At 73.2% G+C, this 17,632-nt stretch carries 12 protein-coding genes and 1 riboswitch; of the genes, 6 read left to right on the top strand and 6 right to left on the bottom strand.

Going from position 1 to position 17,632, the window contains the following annotated elements; translation table 11 throughout:
• Positions 1-22: 22 nt before the first annotated feature.
• Positions 23-2,932, bottom strand: a complete 2,910-nt coding sequence (locus tag IH25_RS0115015; RefSeq protein WP_030609108.1) for a bifunctional acetate--CoA ligase family protein/GNAT family N-acetyltransferase — start codon at positions 2,930-2,932, stop codon at positions 23-25.
• 175 nt (positions 2,933-3,107) lie between these two features.
• On the opposite strand from IH25_RS0115015, the gene IH25_RS0115010 reads away from it, so the two are divergent.
• A complete protein-coding gene (locus IH25_RS0115010) occupies positions 3,108-3,389 on the top strand; it encodes an HPr family phosphocarrier protein (RefSeq protein ID WP_030609104.1) in 282 nt (93 codons plus the stop codon).
• 299 nt (positions 3,390-3,688) lie between these two features.
• Here the strand turns inward: IH25_RS0115010 and IH25_RS0115005 are convergent, their stop codons facing one another.
• The 4 genes from IH25_RS0115005 to IH25_RS0114990 all read right to left on the bottom strand — a co-directional run bounded on the left by IH25_RS0115005 (position 3,689) and on the right by IH25_RS0114990 (position 8,535).
• Entirely contained in the window at positions 3,689-4,375 is a 687-nt protein-coding gene (locus IH25_RS0115005; RefSeq protein WP_030609102.1) for a GntR family transcriptional regulator, read from the bottom strand.
• Positions 4,376-4,570: 195 nt separating this feature from the next.
• Entirely contained in the window at positions 4,571-5,317 is a 747-nt protein-coding gene (locus IH25_RS0115000; RefSeq protein WP_030609098.1) for a M23 family metallopeptidase, read from the bottom strand.
• A gap of 12 nt (positions 5,318-5,329) precedes the next feature.
• Positions 5,330-5,490: riboswitch (cyclic di-AMP (ydaO/yuaA leader) on the bottom strand.
• Positions 5,491-5,746: 256 nt separating this feature from the next.
• Positions 5,747-7,135 (bottom strand): M16 family metallopeptidase, encoded by a 1,389-nt coding sequence (locus IH25_RS0114995; RefSeq protein ID WP_030609095.1) that lies wholly within the window; start codon positions 7,133-7,135, stop codon positions 5,747-5,749.
• Positions 7,132-8,535, bottom strand: coding sequence for a M16 family metallopeptidase (locus IH25_RS0114990; RefSeq protein ID WP_030609092.1), 1,404 nt, complete (start codon positions 8,533-8,535; stop codon positions 7,132-7,134). The genes IH25_RS0114995 and IH25_RS0114990 overlap by 4 nt, the downstream gene beginning before the upstream one ends.
• Before the next feature lie 328 nt (positions 8,536-8,863).
• Here IH25_RS0114990 and IH25_RS0114985 point away from each other — a divergent pair, with 328 nt between their 5' ends.
• The gene (locus IH25_RS0114985; RefSeq protein WP_030609088.1) at positions 8,864-11,317 is read left to right on the top strand and encodes a DNA gyrase/topoisomerase IV subunit A; all 2,454 of its coding nucleotides are present in this window, start codon (positions 8,864-8,866) and stop codon (positions 11,315-11,317) included.
• A 127-nt stretch (positions 11,318-11,444) separates the two neighbouring features.
• Here the strand turns inward: IH25_RS0114985 and IH25_RS0114980 are convergent, their stop codons facing one another.
• On the bottom strand, positions 11,445-12,530 hold the full coding sequence (locus IH25_RS0114980; protein ID WP_030609085.1) for a CobW family GTP-binding protein: 1,086 nt from the start codon (positions 12,528-12,530) through the stop codon (positions 11,445-11,447).
• A 196-nt stretch (positions 12,531-12,726) separates the two neighbouring features.
• Here IH25_RS0114980 and IH25_RS0114975 point away from each other — a divergent pair, with 196 nt between their 5' ends.
• From IH25_RS0114975 to IH25_RS0114960, 4 genes are all read left to right on the top strand, one after another.
• Positions 12,727-13,983 (top strand): citrate synthase, encoded by a 1,257-nt coding sequence (locus tag IH25_RS0114975; protein WP_030609082.1) that lies wholly within the window; start codon positions 12,727-12,729, stop codon positions 13,981-13,983.
• Positions 13,984-14,036: 53 nt separating this feature from the next.
• On the top strand, positions 14,037-14,978 hold the full coding sequence (locus IH25_RS0114970) for a sucrase ferredoxin (protein ID WP_030609078.1): 942 nt from the start codon (positions 14,037-14,039) through the stop codon (positions 14,976-14,978).
• 97 nt (positions 14,979-15,075) lie between these two features.
• Positions 15,076-16,764 (top strand): sensor histidine kinase, encoded by a 1,689-nt coding sequence (locus IH25_RS0114965; protein ID WP_030609076.1) that lies wholly within the window; start codon positions 15,076-15,078, stop codon positions 16,762-16,764.
• Complete coding sequence (locus IH25_RS0114960) at positions 16,764-17,444, top strand: DUF7342 family protein (RefSeq protein ID WP_030609073.1); 681 nt, start codon at positions 16,764-16,766, stop codon at positions 17,442-17,444. Before IH25_RS0114965 ends, IH25_RS0114960 begins: the two co-directional genes overlap by 1 nt.
• Positions 17,445-17,632: the final 188 nt, after the last annotated feature.

Genomic DNA, 17,632 nt, shown 5'->3' with positions numbered 1-17,632 from the left:
TTCGGGACGGCGGCGGGGCTCCTCAGTAGGCCGGCATCGTGCGCGGGCCGAGGTCGTCGCGGGCGGGCGGGGGCGCGAGCCGTACCGTGGCGCCGAGGACGCTCACGCCGTGCGGGGCGACGACGACCGGCTCCAGGGTGACCGCGACCACCTCCGGGTGGTCGTCGACCAGCCGGGACACCCGGAGAAGCAGCCTTTCCAGGGCGGGGGTGTCCACGGGCGTGGAGCCGCGCCAGCCGAAGAGCAGCGGTGCGGTGCGGATGGAGCGCACCAGCGAGGTCGCCTCCCGGTCCGTGACGGGGATCAGCCGGTGGGCCATGTCCCCGAGCAGCTGGGAGGCGGCGCCGGCCAGGCCGAAGGACAGCACGGCCCCGGCCGCCGGGTCGATCACCGCGCGGACGACGGTGTCCACGCCCCGGGGCGCCATCGCCTGCACCACCGGGCGCAGCTCCTGCGGCGGCCCGAACAGCTCGGTCAACTCGGCGTACGCCCGCAGCAGTTGTTCCTCGTCCGCGAGGTCCAGCCGGACTCCGCCCAGGTCGGCGCGGTGCCTGAGGTGCGGGGCGGTCGCCTTGAGGGCCACCGGGTAGCCGAGCGCGCGGGCGGCGTCCACGGCGGCCTCCGGGCCGGGCGCGGGCAGGGCACGGCGGACGGGGATGCCGTACCGGCCGAGCAGCTCGCAGGTGTGGTCGGCGGAGAGCGTGAGCCCTTCGCCGCGGGCGAGCAGCTCGCCGATCAGCCGGGCGGCCCCCTTCTCGTCGATGTCGTCGAACTCCGGCACCTTCCCGGGGTCGGCCGCCTCCCGCCGCCACCGCGCGTACCTCACGGCTTCGGCGAGCGCCCGCACCGCGCGTTCGGCGGCGGGGTAGGCGGGGATGAGACGGGTGTCGTCCTGGGGTGCGGGGGGTGCGGGGGGTGCGACGGCTTCGGTGGCAGCAGCGGGCGGCGGTCCCGCCGTCTCGCCCCACGGTCGCTCCGCTCGCGCACCGGGCACGGGGTCCGCGCGGTGGGCCGGAGGGGCGCCGGTCCCCACGCCGGGCGTCTTGTCGGCGGCTCCCGGCGCCGTGCTCGTCGCGGCCGACAGTGCCTGTGCCAGGCCGCCCAGCTCGACATGGACCACCAGCACCGGCTTGCCCGGCACCGCCGCCGCGGCCGACCGCAGCGCCTCCGCCAGTTCCACGTCCCCCGGCGAGCCTTCCCCGATCGCGGGGATCGCCGTGACGACGACGGCGTCGTTCGTGTCGTCGGCCAGCGCGCCGGCCAGCGCCCGGTGGAAGTCCTCCGCCGTCGCCCCGGTCGTCAGGTCGACCGGGCGGGCCGGCCGCAGCCCCTCCGCCACACACCGGTCGTACGTCAGCACGCCCAGCGACTCGGAGTTGCCGAGGATGGCCACGCGCGGTCCGGCGGGCAGCGGCTGGCGGGCGAGCAGCAGCCCCGCGTCGACCAGCTCGGTGATGGTGTCGACCCGGATCACCCCGGCCTGCCGCAGCAGCGCGGACACGGTCTCGTAGGGCAGCCGGGTGGCGCGTACCGCGTGTCCCTGCGGGGCGGTGCCGGTGCCCTGCACGACGACCAGCGGCTTGGCCGCGGCCGTCCGCCGGGCGAGCCGGGTGAACTTGCGGGGGTTGCCGATGGACTCCAGGTACATGAGCACGACGTCGGTGTCCGGGTCGTCGTACCAGTACTGCAGGACGTCGTTGCCGGAGACGTCGGCGCGGTTGCCGGCGGACACGAACGTGGAGACGCCCGTGACGCCGGTCACCCCTCCGCCGCGCCGGTGCAGCCGGGACAGCAGGGCGATGCCGATGGCCCCGGACTGGGCGAAGAGCCCGATGCGGCCGGGGCGGGGCGGCTCGGGGGCGAGCGAGGCGTTCAGCCGGACGTCCTCGGCGGTGTTGATGATCCCGAAGGCGTTGGGGCCGATGAGCCGCATGCCGTGGGCGCGCGCGGCCCGGACGAGCGCGCGCTGCCGTTCGCGCCCCTCGGGCCCGCTCTCGGCGTATCCGGCGGACAGGACGACCAGCCCCTGGACGCCGTGTTCGCCGCACTCGGCGACCACGGCGGGCACGTGTTCGGCCGGTACGGCGACGACGGCGAGGTCCACGTGCCCGTCGATGTCGCGCACCGAGCGGTACGCGGGCACCCCGTCGATCTCCTTGAGGTCTTCGGGGAAGGCCTTGTTCACGGCGTGCAGCGGGCCCTCGTAGCCTGCCTCGCGGATGTTGCCGAGGATGCCGCGGCCCACCCCGCCGGGGGCGCGGCCGACGCCGACGACCGCGACCGAGCCGGGTGCGAGGAGCCGCCGTACCGAGCGGGCCTCGGCGCGCTGCTCCCGGGCGTGCTGCACGGCCATGGACCGGTCGGTGGGTTCGAGGTCCAGCTCCAGGCGTACGACGCCGTCCTCGAAGCTGCGCTTCTGGGTGTAGCCGGCGTCCGTGAACACCTTGATCATCTTGGTGTTGGCGGGGAGCACCTCGGCGGCGAAGCGGCGGATGCCGCGCTCGCGCGCGACGGCCGCGATGTGTTCCAGGAGGGCGGAGGCGACCCCGCGGCCCTGGTGGGCGTCCTGGACCAGGAAGGCGACCTCGGCCTCGTCGGCGGGCGCGGAGGCGGGCAAGCCGTCGGTGCCGATGCGGTCGTAGCGTACGGTGGCGATGAACTCGCCGCCGATGGTGGCCGCGAGTCCCACCCGGTCCACGAAGTCGTGGTGCGTGAAGCGGTGGACGTCCTTGGCGGACAGGCGTGGGTACGGCGCGAAGAAGCGGTAGTACTTCGACTCGTCCGAGACCTGCTCGTAGAAACTGACCAGACGGTCGGCGTCATCGACGGTGATGGGCCTGATGCGCGCGGTGCCGCCGTCGCGCAGCACCACGTCCGCCTCCCAGTGGGCGGGGTACTGGTGCCGGTCCTGCCGGTCCGCCGAGGTGTGCATGGGCCCCAGAGTAAGGGTCGCGTACGACAACGGCGCGAGGCAGTCTATGGGGGCGACGCCGGACCGAGGCCGCGGTCCGGGGTCGCGCCGGGGCGGTCCTTCGGGTCCGCTCCGGGCACGCTTCACGATATGGGAAACTGGTCTAGACAACCTGAGCACTGAAGGGCAGCAACACATGGCTGAGCGCCGCGTCAACGTCGGCTGGGCCGAGGGCCTCCACGCCCGCCCCGCCTCTCTCTTCGTCCGAGCCGCCACGGCCACAGGCGTCCCGGTGACGATCGCCAAGGCCGGGGGCAACCCCGTCAACGCGGCCTCGATGCTGGCCGTCCTGGGTCTGGGCGCCCAGGGTGGCGAGGAGATCGTCCTCGCCTCCGACGCCGAGGGCGCCGACGCCGCCCTGGACCGTCTGGCCAAGCTGGTCTCCGAGGGCCTGGAGGAGCTGCCCGAGACCGTCTGAGCGGGACCGGGAAGCCGCGCCGTCCGTACCGGGCGGCGCGGCTTCCGCGTTCTCACCGCCGGTTGTGCCGGTGCCTACGGCCCTTCGCCCGGCCGAATTCTCGCGGAACCTCCTGCCGGGCGGGCCCGCCCGAACCTCCGCGACCGTGAATTCCCGGCACCGCGAAAGGGGCGGCAGACCAAAGGGCGGCACATCAAAGGACGGCACGCCAAAGGGCAGTCTGCGAAAAAGGCAGCCCGCAGAAATGGCGGCAGAAAGCACCACCGCCGAATAACTCCTCTTTGTATACGGCGCCCGTGTTAATGCCGCAGGCCCGACATGTTTACGGCATGTTGCGAAGTCCTCACACGCTCGCCGGCGACGGAGAAGCGCAGCCGGTGCGCGCCCGTCGCGCGCTCGGCGTGCAGTGCCGTCAGCGCACGCGCCCGTTCGCCGTCCCCGCGCGCCACCGCGTCCACGATCGCGCCGTGCTCCGCCCAGCACTCCACCGGGCTCACCGGGGGCTCCACCGCGTACATCCAGGCGATCTTGTGCCGCAGCTGGGTCAGCACCGCGGTCAGCGAGGGGCTGCCGCAGGCCTGGGCGAGCGTCTCGTGGAACCAGCCGCCGAGCGAGCGCAAGTCCTCGCTGTGGCCCTTCCTGGCCCGCTCCTGGCCCAGCCGGACCAGGCCGCGCAGCACCTTCAGATGGGCCTCCGTGCGCCGCTGGGCGGCCCGCGCGGCGCCCAGCGGCTCCAGCAGCGTCCGCATCTCCAGCACGTCGGCGGCCTCCTGCTCGGTCGGCTCGGCCACGCACGCGCCCGCGTGCCGGCGCGTCACCACGAACCCCTCGGCCTCCAGCGTGCGCAGCGCCTCGCGGACGGGGACGCGCGAGACGCCGTAGCGACGGGCCAGGACTTCCTCGGTGAGCCGGCTGCCGCGCTCGTAGACACCCGCGACGATGTCGTCCCGGACAGCGGTGCACACCGAGTGCGCCGGAACACGCATGACCGACCTCCGCTTTAATCCCCGTGAAACGCCGACGCTGGACGCGTATCCCGTGACTCTATTCCAATGGGCCGGAATTTCCGATGGCGGGCGGTAATCCATGGATATTTTTTGGACAACGAGTCCGGCGGACGGCGCGAAAAACGGCGAAAGCCCCGGCTCGGTGAGCCGGGGCCGCCGAAAACACGCGGGGCGTCAGATCCGCACGCCGTGCCCGCGGAGGTAGGCGACGGGGTCGATGTCCGAGCCGTAGTCGGGGGTCGTGCGGGCCTCGAAGTGCAGGTGCGGGCCGGTGACGTTGCCCGTGGCGCCGGACAGACCGATCTGCTGGCCCGGCTCGACCTGCTGGCCCACCGTGACGCCGATGGAGGACAGGTGCCCGTACTGCGTGTACATGCCGTCGGCCATCCGGATCACGACCTGGTTGCCGTAGGCGCCGCCCCAGCCGGTGGCGACGACGGTGCCGGCGCCCACCGAGTGCACCGTGGTGCCGCTGGCCGCGTGGAAGTCGATGCCGGTGTGCGAGCCGGAGGACCACAGGGAGCTGGAGGCCTGGTAGGCCGTGGAGACGTAGGAGTGCGCGATGGGGGCGACGAAGGTGTTCAGCCGGCGGCGCTCGGCCTCGCGCGCGGCGCGGACCCGCTCCTCCTCGGCCCGCTCGGCGGCGGCCTTGGCCGCGGCCTCCTCGGCCGCCTTGCGGTCGGCGGCCTCCTGCTGGGCGGTGGCCTGCGCGTCGATCTGCGCGGCGACGTCCTCGGTGGCGGCGAGGACCGGCGTGAGGCCGGTCTGGTCCACGGGGTTGCCGGCGGCGACCGCCGGGGAGGCGGCGAGGGTGCCGATGACACCGGTGGTGGTCAGGGCCGCGACGCCGGCCGCCTGAGCGGTGGTGCGCTTGACCCGGCCGGGCTTGCGGTGCTTCCCGGTGGCGCACATGAACGCCATGAAGTGGCTGGTCCTTTCCTTCCCTCTCGCCTACCGGGTTAGCTGACGGGTTCGGAGCAGGAAGGTCTCCTACGGGCCCCCTCGCGCTCGCGCGGGCGCCCGATTCACCCCAGGGACGGTGGGTCCCCGGCTCCCCTGGCTCGCGCCGTACGGGGACTCGGCGATGGCTGTCCGGTGCCGCGGGCGCGGCGCACTGCCTGACGAACAGCCCGGACGACGCTACGGCGGCCCGCTTTCGATCCTCAAACGGATCCGGTGTTTTGTAGCGCATCCCACAGGTCAGACAGGCAACCTCCGCCCCAAAACGGGCATCTGAGGGAGCGAGTGGAACAGCGTGGGGCCCTGACGGCTCGTAAGTCGTCAGGGCCCCACGCGCGCGTGCGCCGGATGCGCCGGGCCGCTACCCGGCCGGAACCACGGTGCGGGCCGCTACTCGGCCGGAACCACGGTCACCTCACCGATGCCGAGCGCCTCGACCGGCGCCTTGATCCGGGAGGCGTCGCCGACGAGAACGGTCACCAGGCGGTCCACCGGGAAGGCGTTCACGACGGCCGCGGTGGCCTCCACCGTGCCCGTGGCGGCCAGCTGCCGGTACAGCGTCGCCTGGAAGTCGTCCGGCAGGTGCTGCTCGACCTGGTCGGCCAGTGTGCTCGCGACGGCCGCCGCGGTCTCGTACTTCAGCGGCGCCACGCCGACGAGGTTCTGCACGGCGACGTCCCGCTCGGCGTCGGTCAGACCCTCCGCCGCGACGGTGCGCAGCACCTTCCACAGGTCCTCCAGCGCCGGGCCGGTGTTCGGCGTGTCCACGGAGCCGCTGATGGCGAGCATCGACGCGCCCGTGCCGTCCGGCGCGGACCTGAGGACCTGTCCGAAGGAGCGCACGCCGTAGGTGTAGCCCTTCTCCTCGCGCAGGACGCGGTCCAGGCGGGAGGTGAGGGTGCCGCCGAGGCAGTAGGTGCCGAGCACCTGGGCGGGCCACACGCGGTCGTGCCGGTCGGGGCCGACCCGGCCGATGAGCAGCTGCGTCTGGACGGCGCCGGGCCGGTCCACGATGACCACGCGCCCGGTGTCGTCGGCGGTCACCGGCGGCACCGGCCGCGGCTCGCCCGGGGTGCCGGTCCAGGCGCCCAGGGTGTCGCCCAGCAGCGCGTCCAGGTCGATGCCGGTCAGGTCGCCGACGACGACCAGGGTGGCCGTGGCGGGCCGCACATGGCGGTCGTAGAAGGCGCGTACGGCCGCCGCGTCGATCTTCTCGACGGTCTCCTCGGTGCCCTGGCGCGGCCGGGACATGCGCGAGGCCGCGGGGAACAGCTCCTTGGAGAGCTCCTTGGCGGCCCGGCGGGAGGGGTTGGCCAGCTCGTGCGGGATCTCGTCCAGGCGGTTGCGGACCAGGCGCTCGACCTCGCTCGGGGCGAAGGCGGGCGCGCGCAGCGCGTCGGCGAGCAGGCCGAGGCCCTTGGCCAGGCGGGAGGCCGGGACCTCCAGGCTGATCCGGACGCCGGGGTGGTCGGCGTGGGCGTCCAGGGTGGCGCCCGCGCGCTCCAGTTCGGCGGCGAACTCCTCGGCGGAGTGCTGGTCGGTGCCCTCGGAGAAGGCGCGCGCCATGATCGTGGCGACGCCGTCCAGGCCGGCCGGCTCGGCGTCCAGCGGCGCGTCCAGCAGCACCTCGACGGCGACGACCTGCTGGCCGGGGCGGTGGCAGCGCAGCACGGTCAGGCCGTTGTCGAGCGCGGTGCGCTCGGGGGCCGGGAAGGCCCAGGGCTTGGCCTCGCCGGGCCGCGGCTGGGGGTGGAACTCCATGGTGGCGAGCTCGGTCACTTGGCCGTCTCCTCGTTCTCGGTCTCGTCGCGGCCCGCCTCTACGGTCGCTTCCTGCTCCGGGTCCTCCGGCACATCGGCGTCGGGGGCGGCCTCCGGGGACTTCGGTTCGTAGACCAGGACCGCGCGGTTGTCGGGCCGCAGACGCGCCTTGGCCACCTCTTGGACCTCCTCGGGGGTCACCTCCAGGACCCGCTGGACGGCGGTCAGGGCGAGCTGCGGGTCACCGAACAGGACGGCGTACCGGCACAGTTCGTCGGCGCGGCCGGCGACCGTGCCGAGCCGGTCCAGCCACTCGCGCTCCAGCTGGGCCTGGGCGCGCTCCATCTCCTCGGGGGTGGGCCCCTCCTCGGCGAAGCGGGCCAGCTCCTCGTCGATGGCGGCCTCGATCACCGGCACCTCGACGTCCCCGGAGGTCTTCACGTCCAGCCAGCCCATGGAGGGCGCGCCGGCCAGGCGGAGCAGGCCGAAGCCGGCGGCGACGGCCGTGCGGTCGCGGCGCACCAGGCGGTTGTACAGGCGGGAGGACTCGCCGCCGCCGAGGATGGTCAGGGCGAGGTCGGCGGCGTCGCACGCGCGCGTGCCGTCGTGCGGGAGCCGGTAGGCGGCCATCAGGGCGCGCGCCGGGACCTCCTCCACGACGACCTCGCGCTTCTGCTCGCCGATGACGTCCGGCAGGGAGCCGTCGCGGGGCGCGGGCTTGCCGTCGTGGGACGGGATGGAGCCGAAGTACTTCTCGATCCAGGCGAGGGTCTGCTCGGGGTCGATGTCGCCGACCACGGAGAGCACCGCGTTGTTCGGCGCGTAGTAGGTGCGGAAGAACCGGCGGGCGTCCTCCAGGGTGGCCGCGTCCAGGTCCGCCATGGAGCCGATCGGCGTGTGGTGGTACGGGTGGCCCTCCGGGTAGGAGAGGGCGGTCAGCTTCTCGAAGGCGGTGCCGTAGGGCACGTTGTCGTACCGCTGGCGGCGCTCGTTCTTGACGACGTCCCGCTGGTTCTCCATGGACTCCTCGTCCAGGGCGGCCAGCAGCGAGCCCATGCGGTCGGCCTCCAGCCACAGGGCCAGCTCCAGCTGGTGGGCGGGCATGGTCTCGAAGTAGTTGGTGCGCTCGAAGCTCGTGGTGCCGTTCAGCGAGCCGCCGGCGCCCTGCACCAGTTCGAAGTGGCCGTTGCCCTTGACCTGCGCGGAGCCCTGGAACATCAGGTGCTCGAAAAGGTGAGCCAGGCCGGTACGCCCCTTGACTTCGTGGCGGGAGCCGACGTCGTACCAGAGGCAGACCGCCGCCACCGGGGTCAGGTGGTCCTCGGAGAGCACCACGCGCAGACCGTTGGCCAGGCGGTGCTCGGTCGCTGCCAGGCCCCCGGAGCCTGCCTCGGCTGTGGTCGTGTGACCCATGGGCATGTACGTCCCTTCGCGAGCGGAGGCGGTTGATGGAAACCGCGGTTGTGCTGCCGTTCCTGCCACTGTATGCAAAGCGTGCGGGGCCTTCGCGAAGTTCCCGCGGACGTACGCCGACAGCGGATCGCGTACGCTGCGTCGGACCCCTTCCCGGACGGTTCCGCGGCGCTGGGGGCGCCCCCGCCGCCAGGCGGAGGCCCGGGCCGGCCGGACCGGGTCGTGCACGGGTTGTCAGTGCCTCGGTCCACAATGGTCGGCGTCAGATCCGTCAAACGCTTCAGCACCAAGCGCCCCGTAGGCGAGCGACCAGATCAGAAGGAGCCAGGCAGCGATGGCCCGCCGCAGCACGAAGACCCCGCCGCCCGACGATTCGTTCGAGGAGAGAATCCTCGACATCGACGTCGTGGACGAGATGCGTGGCTCCTACCTCGAGTACGCGTACTCGGTCATCTACTCGCGCGCCCTGCCGGACGCCCGTGACGGCCTGAAACCGGTGCACCGCCGGATCGTGTACCAGATGAACGAGATGGGCCTGCGCCCCGAACGCGGCTATGTGAAGTGCGCGCGGGTCGTCGGCGAGGTCATGGGCAAGCTGCACCCGCACGGCGACGCGTCGATCTACGACGCGCTGGTGCGCATGGCGCAGCCCTTCTCCATGCGCGTGCCGCTCGTCGACGGCCACGGCAACTTCGGTTCGCTGGGCAACGACGACCCGCCGGCCGCCATGCGGTACACCGAGTGCCGGATGGCCGAGGCGACGGGCCTGATGACCGAGTCGATCGACGAGGACACGGTCGACTTCGCGCCCAACTACGACGGCCAGGAGCAGGAGCCGGTGGCGCTGCCCGCCGCCTTCCCGAACCTGCTGGTCAACGGTGCCTCGGGCATCGCGGTCGGCATGGCGACGAACATGCCGCCGCACAACCTGCGCGAGGTGATCGCCGCCGCCCGCCATCTGATCCGGCACCCGAACGCCGACCTGGACGCGCTGATGAAGCACGTCCCGGGCCCCGACCTGCCCACCGGCGGCCGGATCGTGGGCCTGGACGGCATCCGGGACGCGTACGCGACCGGCCGCGGCACCTTCAAGATCCGCGCGACGGTGTCCATCGAGAACGTCACCGCCCGCCGCAAGGGCCTGGTGGTCACGGAACTGCCGTTCACGGTCGGCCCCGAGAAGGTCATCGCGAAGATCAAGGACCTGGTCAACGCGAAGAAGGTCCAGGGCATCGCGGACGTCAAGGACCTCACCGACCGCGAGCACGGCCTGCGCCTGGTCATCGAGATCAAGAACGGCTTCGTGCCGGAGGCGATCCTGGAGCAGCTGTACAAGCTGACCCCGATGGAGGAGTCCTTCGGCATCAACAACGTCGCCCTGGTCGACGGCCAGCCGCTCACGCTGGGCCTGAAGGAGCTGCTGGAGGTCTATCTGGACCACCGCTTCGACGTGGTCCGGCGGCGCAGCGAGTTCCGCCGCGGCAAGAAGCGCGACCGGCTGCACCTGGTCGAGGGCCTGCTGACCGCGCTGGTCGACATCGACGAGGTCATCCGGATCATCCGGTCCAGCGACAACTCGGCGCAGGCCAAGGAGCGCCTGATCGAGCGCTTCTCGCTGAGCGAGGTGCAGACGCAGTACATCCTCGACACGCCGCTGCGCCGGCTCACCCGGTACGACCGGATCGAGCTGGAGGCGGAGAAGGACAAGCTCACCGCGGAGATCGAGGAGCTGACCCGGATCCTGGAGTCGGACGCGGAGCTGCGCAAGCTGGTCTCGGCCGAACTGGCCGCCGTGGCGAAGAAGTTCGGCACCGACCGGCGCACGGTCCTGCTGGAGTCCGCGGCCACGCCGGTCGCCGTGCCGCTCCAGGTGGCCGACGACCCGTGCCGGGTGCTGCTGTCGTCGACGGGGCTGCTGGCCCGTACGGCGACCGACGCGCCGCTTCCGCAGGCGGGTGGCAAGCGGGTCAAGCACGACGTGATCGTCTCGGCGGTGCGGACGACCGCGCGCGGGGTGATCGGCGCGGTGACCTCGGCGGGCCGGCTGCTGCGGATCAACGTGGTCGACCTGCCGCAGCTGCCCGAGCCGACGACCGCGCCGAACCTCTCGGGCGGGGCCCCGCTGGCGGAGTTCGTCTCCCTGGAGGACGACGAGACGGTGGTCTGCCTGACCACGCTGGACGAGTCGTCGCCGGGTCTGGCGCTCGGCACCGAGCAGGGTGTCGTCAAGCGGGTGGTGCCCGACTATCCGTCCAACAAGGACGAGTTGGAGGTCATCACGCTCAAGGAGGGGGACCGGATCGTCGGCGCGGTGGAGCTGCGCACCGGCGAGGAGGACCTGGTGTTCATCACGGACGACGCGCAACTGCTGCGTTTCCAGGCCTCCATCGTGCGCCCGCAGGGCCGTCCGGCGGGCGGCATGACGGGCATCAAGCTCGCCGAGGGCGCGAAGGTGATCTCCTTCACGGCGGTCGACCCGGCCGCCGACGCGGTGGTGTTCACGGTGGCGGGCTCGCGCGGCACGCTGGACGACTCGGTGCAGACGACGGCCAAGCTGACCCCGTTCGACCAGTACCCGCGCAAGGGCCGGGCCACCGGCGGGGTGCGCTGCCAGCGGTTCCTGAAGGGCGAGGACTGCCTGTCGCTGGCCTGGGCGGGCCCGGCCCCGGCGCGGGCGGCACAGAAGAACGGCACCCCGGCGGAGCTGCCGGAGCCGGACCCGCGCCGGGACGGCTCGGGCACGTCGCTGCCGAAGACGGTGGCGGTGGTGGCGGGGCCGGTGCTCTAGGCGGTCCGGACAGCACACCCGGACGGTCCGGCACGGGCTGGACCGTCCGGCACAGGCTGGATGCGCCCGGCACAGGCCGGATGCGCCCGGGCGGCGGCCGCCCCTCGGCGGGCGGTCCGGGCGGCGGCTACTCCACGGCGGGCGGTTCCTCCACGTCGGCGTCCGCCTCGTCCGGTCCCTGTACGTAGCGCAGGACGCCCCACATGCCGTGCTCGTCGGCGTGCGGGGCGTCGTTCCCGCACGCCTCCAGTTCCTTGCGGAGTGCGTCCGCGTCGATGCCGGAGCCGATCAGCACGAGCTGGGTGAGGCGTTCGTCGCCGGGCGCCCAGGGTTCCGGGTAGAAGCGCAGGAACCGGCCGACGGCGTGTACGGCGTAGCGGTTGGCCGCGTCGTACGGCCCGAAGTCGACGTAGCCCTTGATCCGGTACAGCCCTTCGGGCCGGCTGTCCAGGAACCGCATGAGCCGGCGGGGTTCCAGGGGGACGGCGGAGGTGACGGACGCGCTGTCGTAGCCGGTGTGCAGGTGACCGGCGTGGTGCGGGTCGTCGTGGTCGTGCAGGTCGTCGAAGGACAGCTGGCCGACGCGCTCCTCGGTGGGCCGGCAGTCGAAGAGGAACTCGGGGTCGATCCGGCCGTAGGTGGCGGGGACGACGGCCGCGCGGTCGGTGAGCGAGCGGACGAGCCCGAGGATCCGGTCCGCGTCGCCCGCGCGGTCGAGCTTGTTGACGACGACCAGGTCCGCGAGGGCGAGGTGCCGGTCGGTCTCGGGGTGCTTCGCGCGGGTGTCGTCGAACTCGGCGGCGTCGACCACCTCGACCAGGCCGCCGTAGACGATGCCCGGGTGCTCGCTGGCGAGGACCATGCGCACGAGTTCCTGTGGCTCGGCCAGCCCGCTGGCCTCGATGACGATCACATCGATGCCGGCGGCAGGCGCGGCGAGCCGGTCCAGGTAGACATCGAGTTCACTGGCGTCCACGGCGCAGCACAGGCAGCCGTTGCCGAGCGAGACGGTGGAGTCGCCGAGGGCGCCCGCGACGGCCATGGCGTCGATCTCGATGGCGCCGAAGTCGTTGACGATGGCCCCGATGCGGCTGCCTCCGCTGCGATGCAGCAGGTGGTTGAGGAGCGTGGTCTTCCCGGAGCCCAGGAAACCGGCGAGTACGACGACCGGGATCTGCCGCGGACTGCCGCCGCTTGCCAAGCTGTTCCCCAACGGGCGACCTCTCAGACGTACCAGCGCGCACCGGCTCGCGCCCCGTGCGCGGACGGGCATGGACGGAGGGTCCAGGATACGAGCGGCCCGCACCGGCTCCGGGCCCGGGCTTGATCCGATCGTCAATAACCGGGTCAACGTTGCTTGAATCAACACTCGCCGATCAATATGTGCAGAGGCGGCTACGGTGACCCCCATGCGCGATCACGACACCGCTCCCCACCACCCCGGGCGCCGGCTGACCACCAAGGAGACCGCCGAACTGCTCGGTGTGAAGCCCGAGACGGTCTACGCGTACGTGAGCCGCGGCCTGCTCAGCAGCAGACGCGAGTCCGGCGGCCGGACCAGCACCTTCGAGGCCGGGGAGGTCGAGGCGCTCGCCCGCCGCAACCGCCGGGAGGCCGCCGGGAGCCCGGGCACCGGCGGCGAACTGTCCGTCCGCACCCGCATCACGCTGATCGAGCAGGACCGGTACTACTACCGCGGCGTCGACGCGGTGGAGCTGGCCGGCCGCCACTCCTACGAGGAGGTCGCGGAGTGGCTGTGGACCGGCCGGCCCGCGCCGGGGGCGACGTTCACCGCGCCCGAGGCCACCGTCGAACTCGCCCGCCGCGCGGTGAAGGCGCTGTCCGGACACGCCTCCGCCGTCGACCGGCTGCGGGTGGCGGCGATCGCCGCGGCGGCCGAGGACCCGCTGCGCTTCGACCTGTCCGAGGAGGCCGTGCTGCACACGGCGCGCACCCTCATCCCCACCCTCGTCGCCGCGCTGCCGCCGGTCGGGTACGACCACGAGGACGACGGTCCGCTGGCCCACCGCCTGTGGGCCCGGCTGACCGGCCGGCCGGCCGACGAGGCGTCCCTGCGCGTCCTGGACACGGCGCTGTCCCTGCTGGCCGACCACGACCTGGCCGCGTCCACCCTCGCGGTCCGGGTCGCCGCCTCGGCCCGGGCGCACGCGTACGCGGCCGTCTCGGCCGGGCTCGGTGTGCTGGAGGGCCCGCTGCACGGCGCGGCCGGCGGCCTGGCCCACCGGATGCTCCTGGACGTGCTCGACCAGGGCACGGCGGTCCCGGTGATCGCCGAAGAGCTGCGCGCGGGCCGCCGCGTCCCCGGCCTCGGCCACCGGCTGTACACCGGCGAGGACCCTCGCGCGCGGGTGCTGTTCGAGCTGCTGGAGCGGATCCCGCGCGCGGAGTCGCCGCTGCTCGCGGCCCGGGACATCGTCGCCACCACCGCCCGGCACACCCCGCTGCACGCCAACGTCGACCTGGCGCTCGCGGTGTTCACCGTGTCCTGCGGCATGCCGGCCACGGCCGCAGAGACGATCTTCGCCGTCGCGCGGACCGCGGGCTGGATCGCGCACGCCCTGGAGGAGTACGGCGAGCGCCCGCTGCGCATGCGCCCCAGCGGGCACTACGTCGGCCCGCGCCCGCCCCGCCCCCTCCCGGAGTAGGGCACGGCGGGCCCGCAAGTCAGCACGGGGGAAGTCAGGTTAGGCTCACCTCTGTGAGTAGGTGTGCGACCGTGTCCCGGGTGCTCGACGAGCCGGTGTCCGGTACGGCTGCCACGGCGACGACGTGGCTGCTGCTGGAACAGCCGGGCCCGTGGGGTGCCAAGGCCCTGACGTCCAGCCATCTCGATCCCGCGCTGGGCCGTGCGCTGGAGGCCGCCGCCGACGGAACCGGCGTGCGGATCGCACTGATCCGCCGTCCCGGACGCCACGCCGACCCCGGGCCGCCCCCGGTGCGGCAGGTGTACGCCGCGCACACCGTCCCCGGGCGGGTGTGGCTGCACGGCGCCACCACCGTCGAGCCGCGAAACCTGCTGGGCCTGGACTTCGCCGCGCTCGGCGCGGGCGACCACCGGTCCTTCGGCGCGGTGCTCGGCGGGCGGCCCCACCAGGGTGATCCGCTGGCCCTCGTGTGCACCAACGGCAAGCGCGACCGCTGCTGCGCCCTCCTGGGCCGCCCCCTCGCCACCGAGCTGGTCGCGTCGGGAGTGCGCGGCGTCTGGGAGGTCACCCATCTGGGTGGACATCGGTTCGCTCCCACGGTGCTCGTCCTGCCGTACGGCTACGCCTACGGGCGCGCCGGCGCCCACACCGTGAAGGAGGCCCTGCACGGCGTCCAGGAGGGGCGCGTGCTGGTCGAGGGGTGCCGGGGGTGTTCCGCGTGGGAGCGGCCCGGCCAGGCGGCGGAGCTGGCCGTGCGGACGGCCGCGGACGAGTACCGGGCGGCTGTGCTGAGCGTCGTACGGACCGAGGGCACAGCCCCGCGCTGGGAGGTCACCGTCGCCCACGCCGACGGCCGCCGGTGGCGGGTCACCGTGGCCCAGGGCGCGTCGCTGCCGCCCCGCCCGGAGAGCTGCGGCGCGGAGGTCCTCGGCACGCCCGCGCGGATGGACGTGGTCGAGGTGCGCGAGCTGCGGCCGACGGCGCTGGCGTGCTGACCCGGCGCGTGCCCCATCCATGTTGATCAATAGTTGATCAAGAGATCCACACCACACCCGCTGGGGGCTTCCGGCCGCCCCACGTACCGTCGTGGGTATGCGCTCCACTCCCCCCGTACGCCGTCTGCGCCTCGGTCTGCCCCGGCGGATGTTCTCCCAGGTGCTGCTGATGCAGGTGGCGATCGCCGCGGGGGTCGCGGTGCTCGCGACCGGGCTCTTCCTGGCGCCGCTGAGCAAACAGCTGGACCAGGAGGCGATGCGGCGGGCGCTCGCCATCGCCGAGACCACCGCGCAGGACCCGCAGATCGCGGAGGGCGTCCGCACCACCGCCCCGAGCGGCAACGGCCCCGTGCAGCGGGAGGCCGAGCGGATCCGGCGGGCCACGCACGCCGAGTACATCGTGGTGCTGGACCGCGACTGGGTGCGCTGGTCGCACCCCACGCCCTCGGAGATCGGCCGGCGCGTCTCCACCGATCCCTCCGACGCCCTGTCCGGCAAGGAGGTCATGGAGATCGACCAGGGCACCCTGGGCCGCTCGGCGCGCGGCAAGGTGCCGCTGTACGACGCCGGTCACCACGTCGTCGGCGCGGTCTCGGTCGGCATCGCCTACGACAGTGTGCGGGCGCGGCTGATCAGCGCCATCCCGGGACTCTTCGCATACGCCGGCGGTGCCCTGGCGGTGGGCGCGCTGGCCGCCTGGCTGATCTCCCGGCGGGTCCAGCGGCAGACCCGGGACCTGGCCTTCTCCGACATCTCGGCGCTGCTCGCGGAGCGCGAGGCGATGCTGCACGGCATCCGGGAGGGGGTGGTGGCGCTGGACCGGGGCGGCCGCGTCCGCCTGCTCAACGACGAGGCACGACGGCTGCTGGCGATCGGCGACGAGGCCCTCGGGCAAACCCCGGACGAGGCCCTCGGCGCGGGCCGTACGACGGATGTGCTGGCCGGCCGGGTGACCGGCACCGACCTGCTCACCGTGTGCGGCCAGCGCGTCCTGGTCGCCAACCGTACGCCCACCGGGGACGGCGGTGCCGTGGCCACCCTGCGCGACCGCACCGAGCTGGAGCAGTTGGGGCGCGAACTGGACTCCACGCGCGGGCTGATCGACGCGCTGCGCGCCCAGGACCACGAACACGCCAACCGCATGCACACCCTGCTGGGGCTGCTGGAGCTGGAGATGTACGACGACGCCGTGGAGTTCGTGGGCGAGGTGGTCGGGGATCACCGGGCCACCGCCGAGCAGGTCGCGGAACGGATCCGGGACCCGCTGCTGGCCGCGCTCCTGGTGGGCAAGGCGACCGTGGCGGCCGAGCGCGGCGTCGCCCTGTGGGTGTCGGAGCACACCCGGCTCCCGGACCGGCTGGTCGATCCGCGGGGGCTGGTCACGGTGGTGGGCAACCTCGTCGACAACGCCCTCGACGCGGTCGCGGCCACCCCGCACGCGCGCGTGGAGGTCGAATTGCGCGCCGAGGGCCGTACGGTCGTCCTCCGGGTGCGCGACACCGGCCCCGGAGTGCCGGAGGACCAGCGAGAGCTGATCTTCACGGAGGGCTGGTCCACCAAGAAGCCGCCCGCCCACGGCAAGCGGGGGATCGGACTCTCCCTGGTCCGGCGGCTCGCCGAGCGGCAGGGCGGGAGCGCGACCGTGGGCCCGGCGGCCGGCGGCGGCGCGGAGTTCACCGTGGTACTGCCCGAGGCGCTGGCCGAGCCCCGACTGGTGCCCGCGGGGTCCGGGGAGCCCGCGGGGACCTCCGCGGTCGCCGTCACCGTCGCCGAGGAGGAGGCGTGATGATCGAGGTACTGGTCGTGGACGACGACATCCGTGTGGCCCGCGTCAACGCCGCCTACGTCGAGAAGGTGCCCGGTTTCCATGTGGCCGGCGAGGCGCACAGCGCGGCCGAGGCGCTGCGTCAGGTGGAGAGCCTGCCACGGCTCGATCTGGTGCTGATGGATCACTACCTGCCCGACGACACCGGTCTCGCGGTGGTCCGGGAGATGCGCCGGCGCGGCCACCAGACCGACGTGATCATGGTGACGGCGGCGCGGGACGTGTCGACCGTGCAGGCGGCCATGCGTCAGGGGGCGTTGCAGTACCTGGTGAAACCGTTCGCCTTCGCGGGGCTGCGGGCCAAGCTGGAGGCGTACGCCAAGCTGCGGCGCACCCTGGACGGCGGCGGCGAGGCGGAGCAGGCGGAGGTGGACCGTATCTTCGGCGCGCTGTCCGCCCCTTCGGAACCCGAGTTGCCCAAGGGGCACTCCCCCACGACGGCCGAACTGGTGCGCCAGGCGCTGCTGAGCGCCGAACGCCCGCTGTCCGCACAGGAGATCGCCGAGCGGACGGGGGTGAGCCGGCAGACCGCCCAGCGGTACCTGAAGCTGCTGGAACGCACCGGCCGGGCCCGGCTGACCCTCAAGTACGGCGACGCGGGCCGCCCGGAGCACCGCTATGTCTGGGCGAGCCACGCCTGAGCGCACGGCGGACGGCGGGCGGCGGGCGGCGGACGTCGGTCACTCGACCGCGCTGACGAACTGTGTCGTGTAGCTCCTGATCAAGCCGGCCTCGGCTTTCTCGGCGGCGCTGTGGGTGGACATTCACTTGAGCGTCTTGACGAATGCGTTGACCGACTTTTGGCAGGTGGATGACCTTGTCCAGGCCG

It is taken from the genome of Streptomyces achromogenes subsp. achromogenes, assembly GCF_000720835.1.
Classification (GTDB): domain Bacteria; phylum Actinomycetota; class Actinomycetes; order Streptomycetales; family Streptomycetaceae; genus Streptomyces; species Streptomyces achromogenes.
The sequence above is the reverse complement of the archived record's forward strand: the minus strand, read 5'-3'. Positions and strand labels throughout refer to the sequence as shown.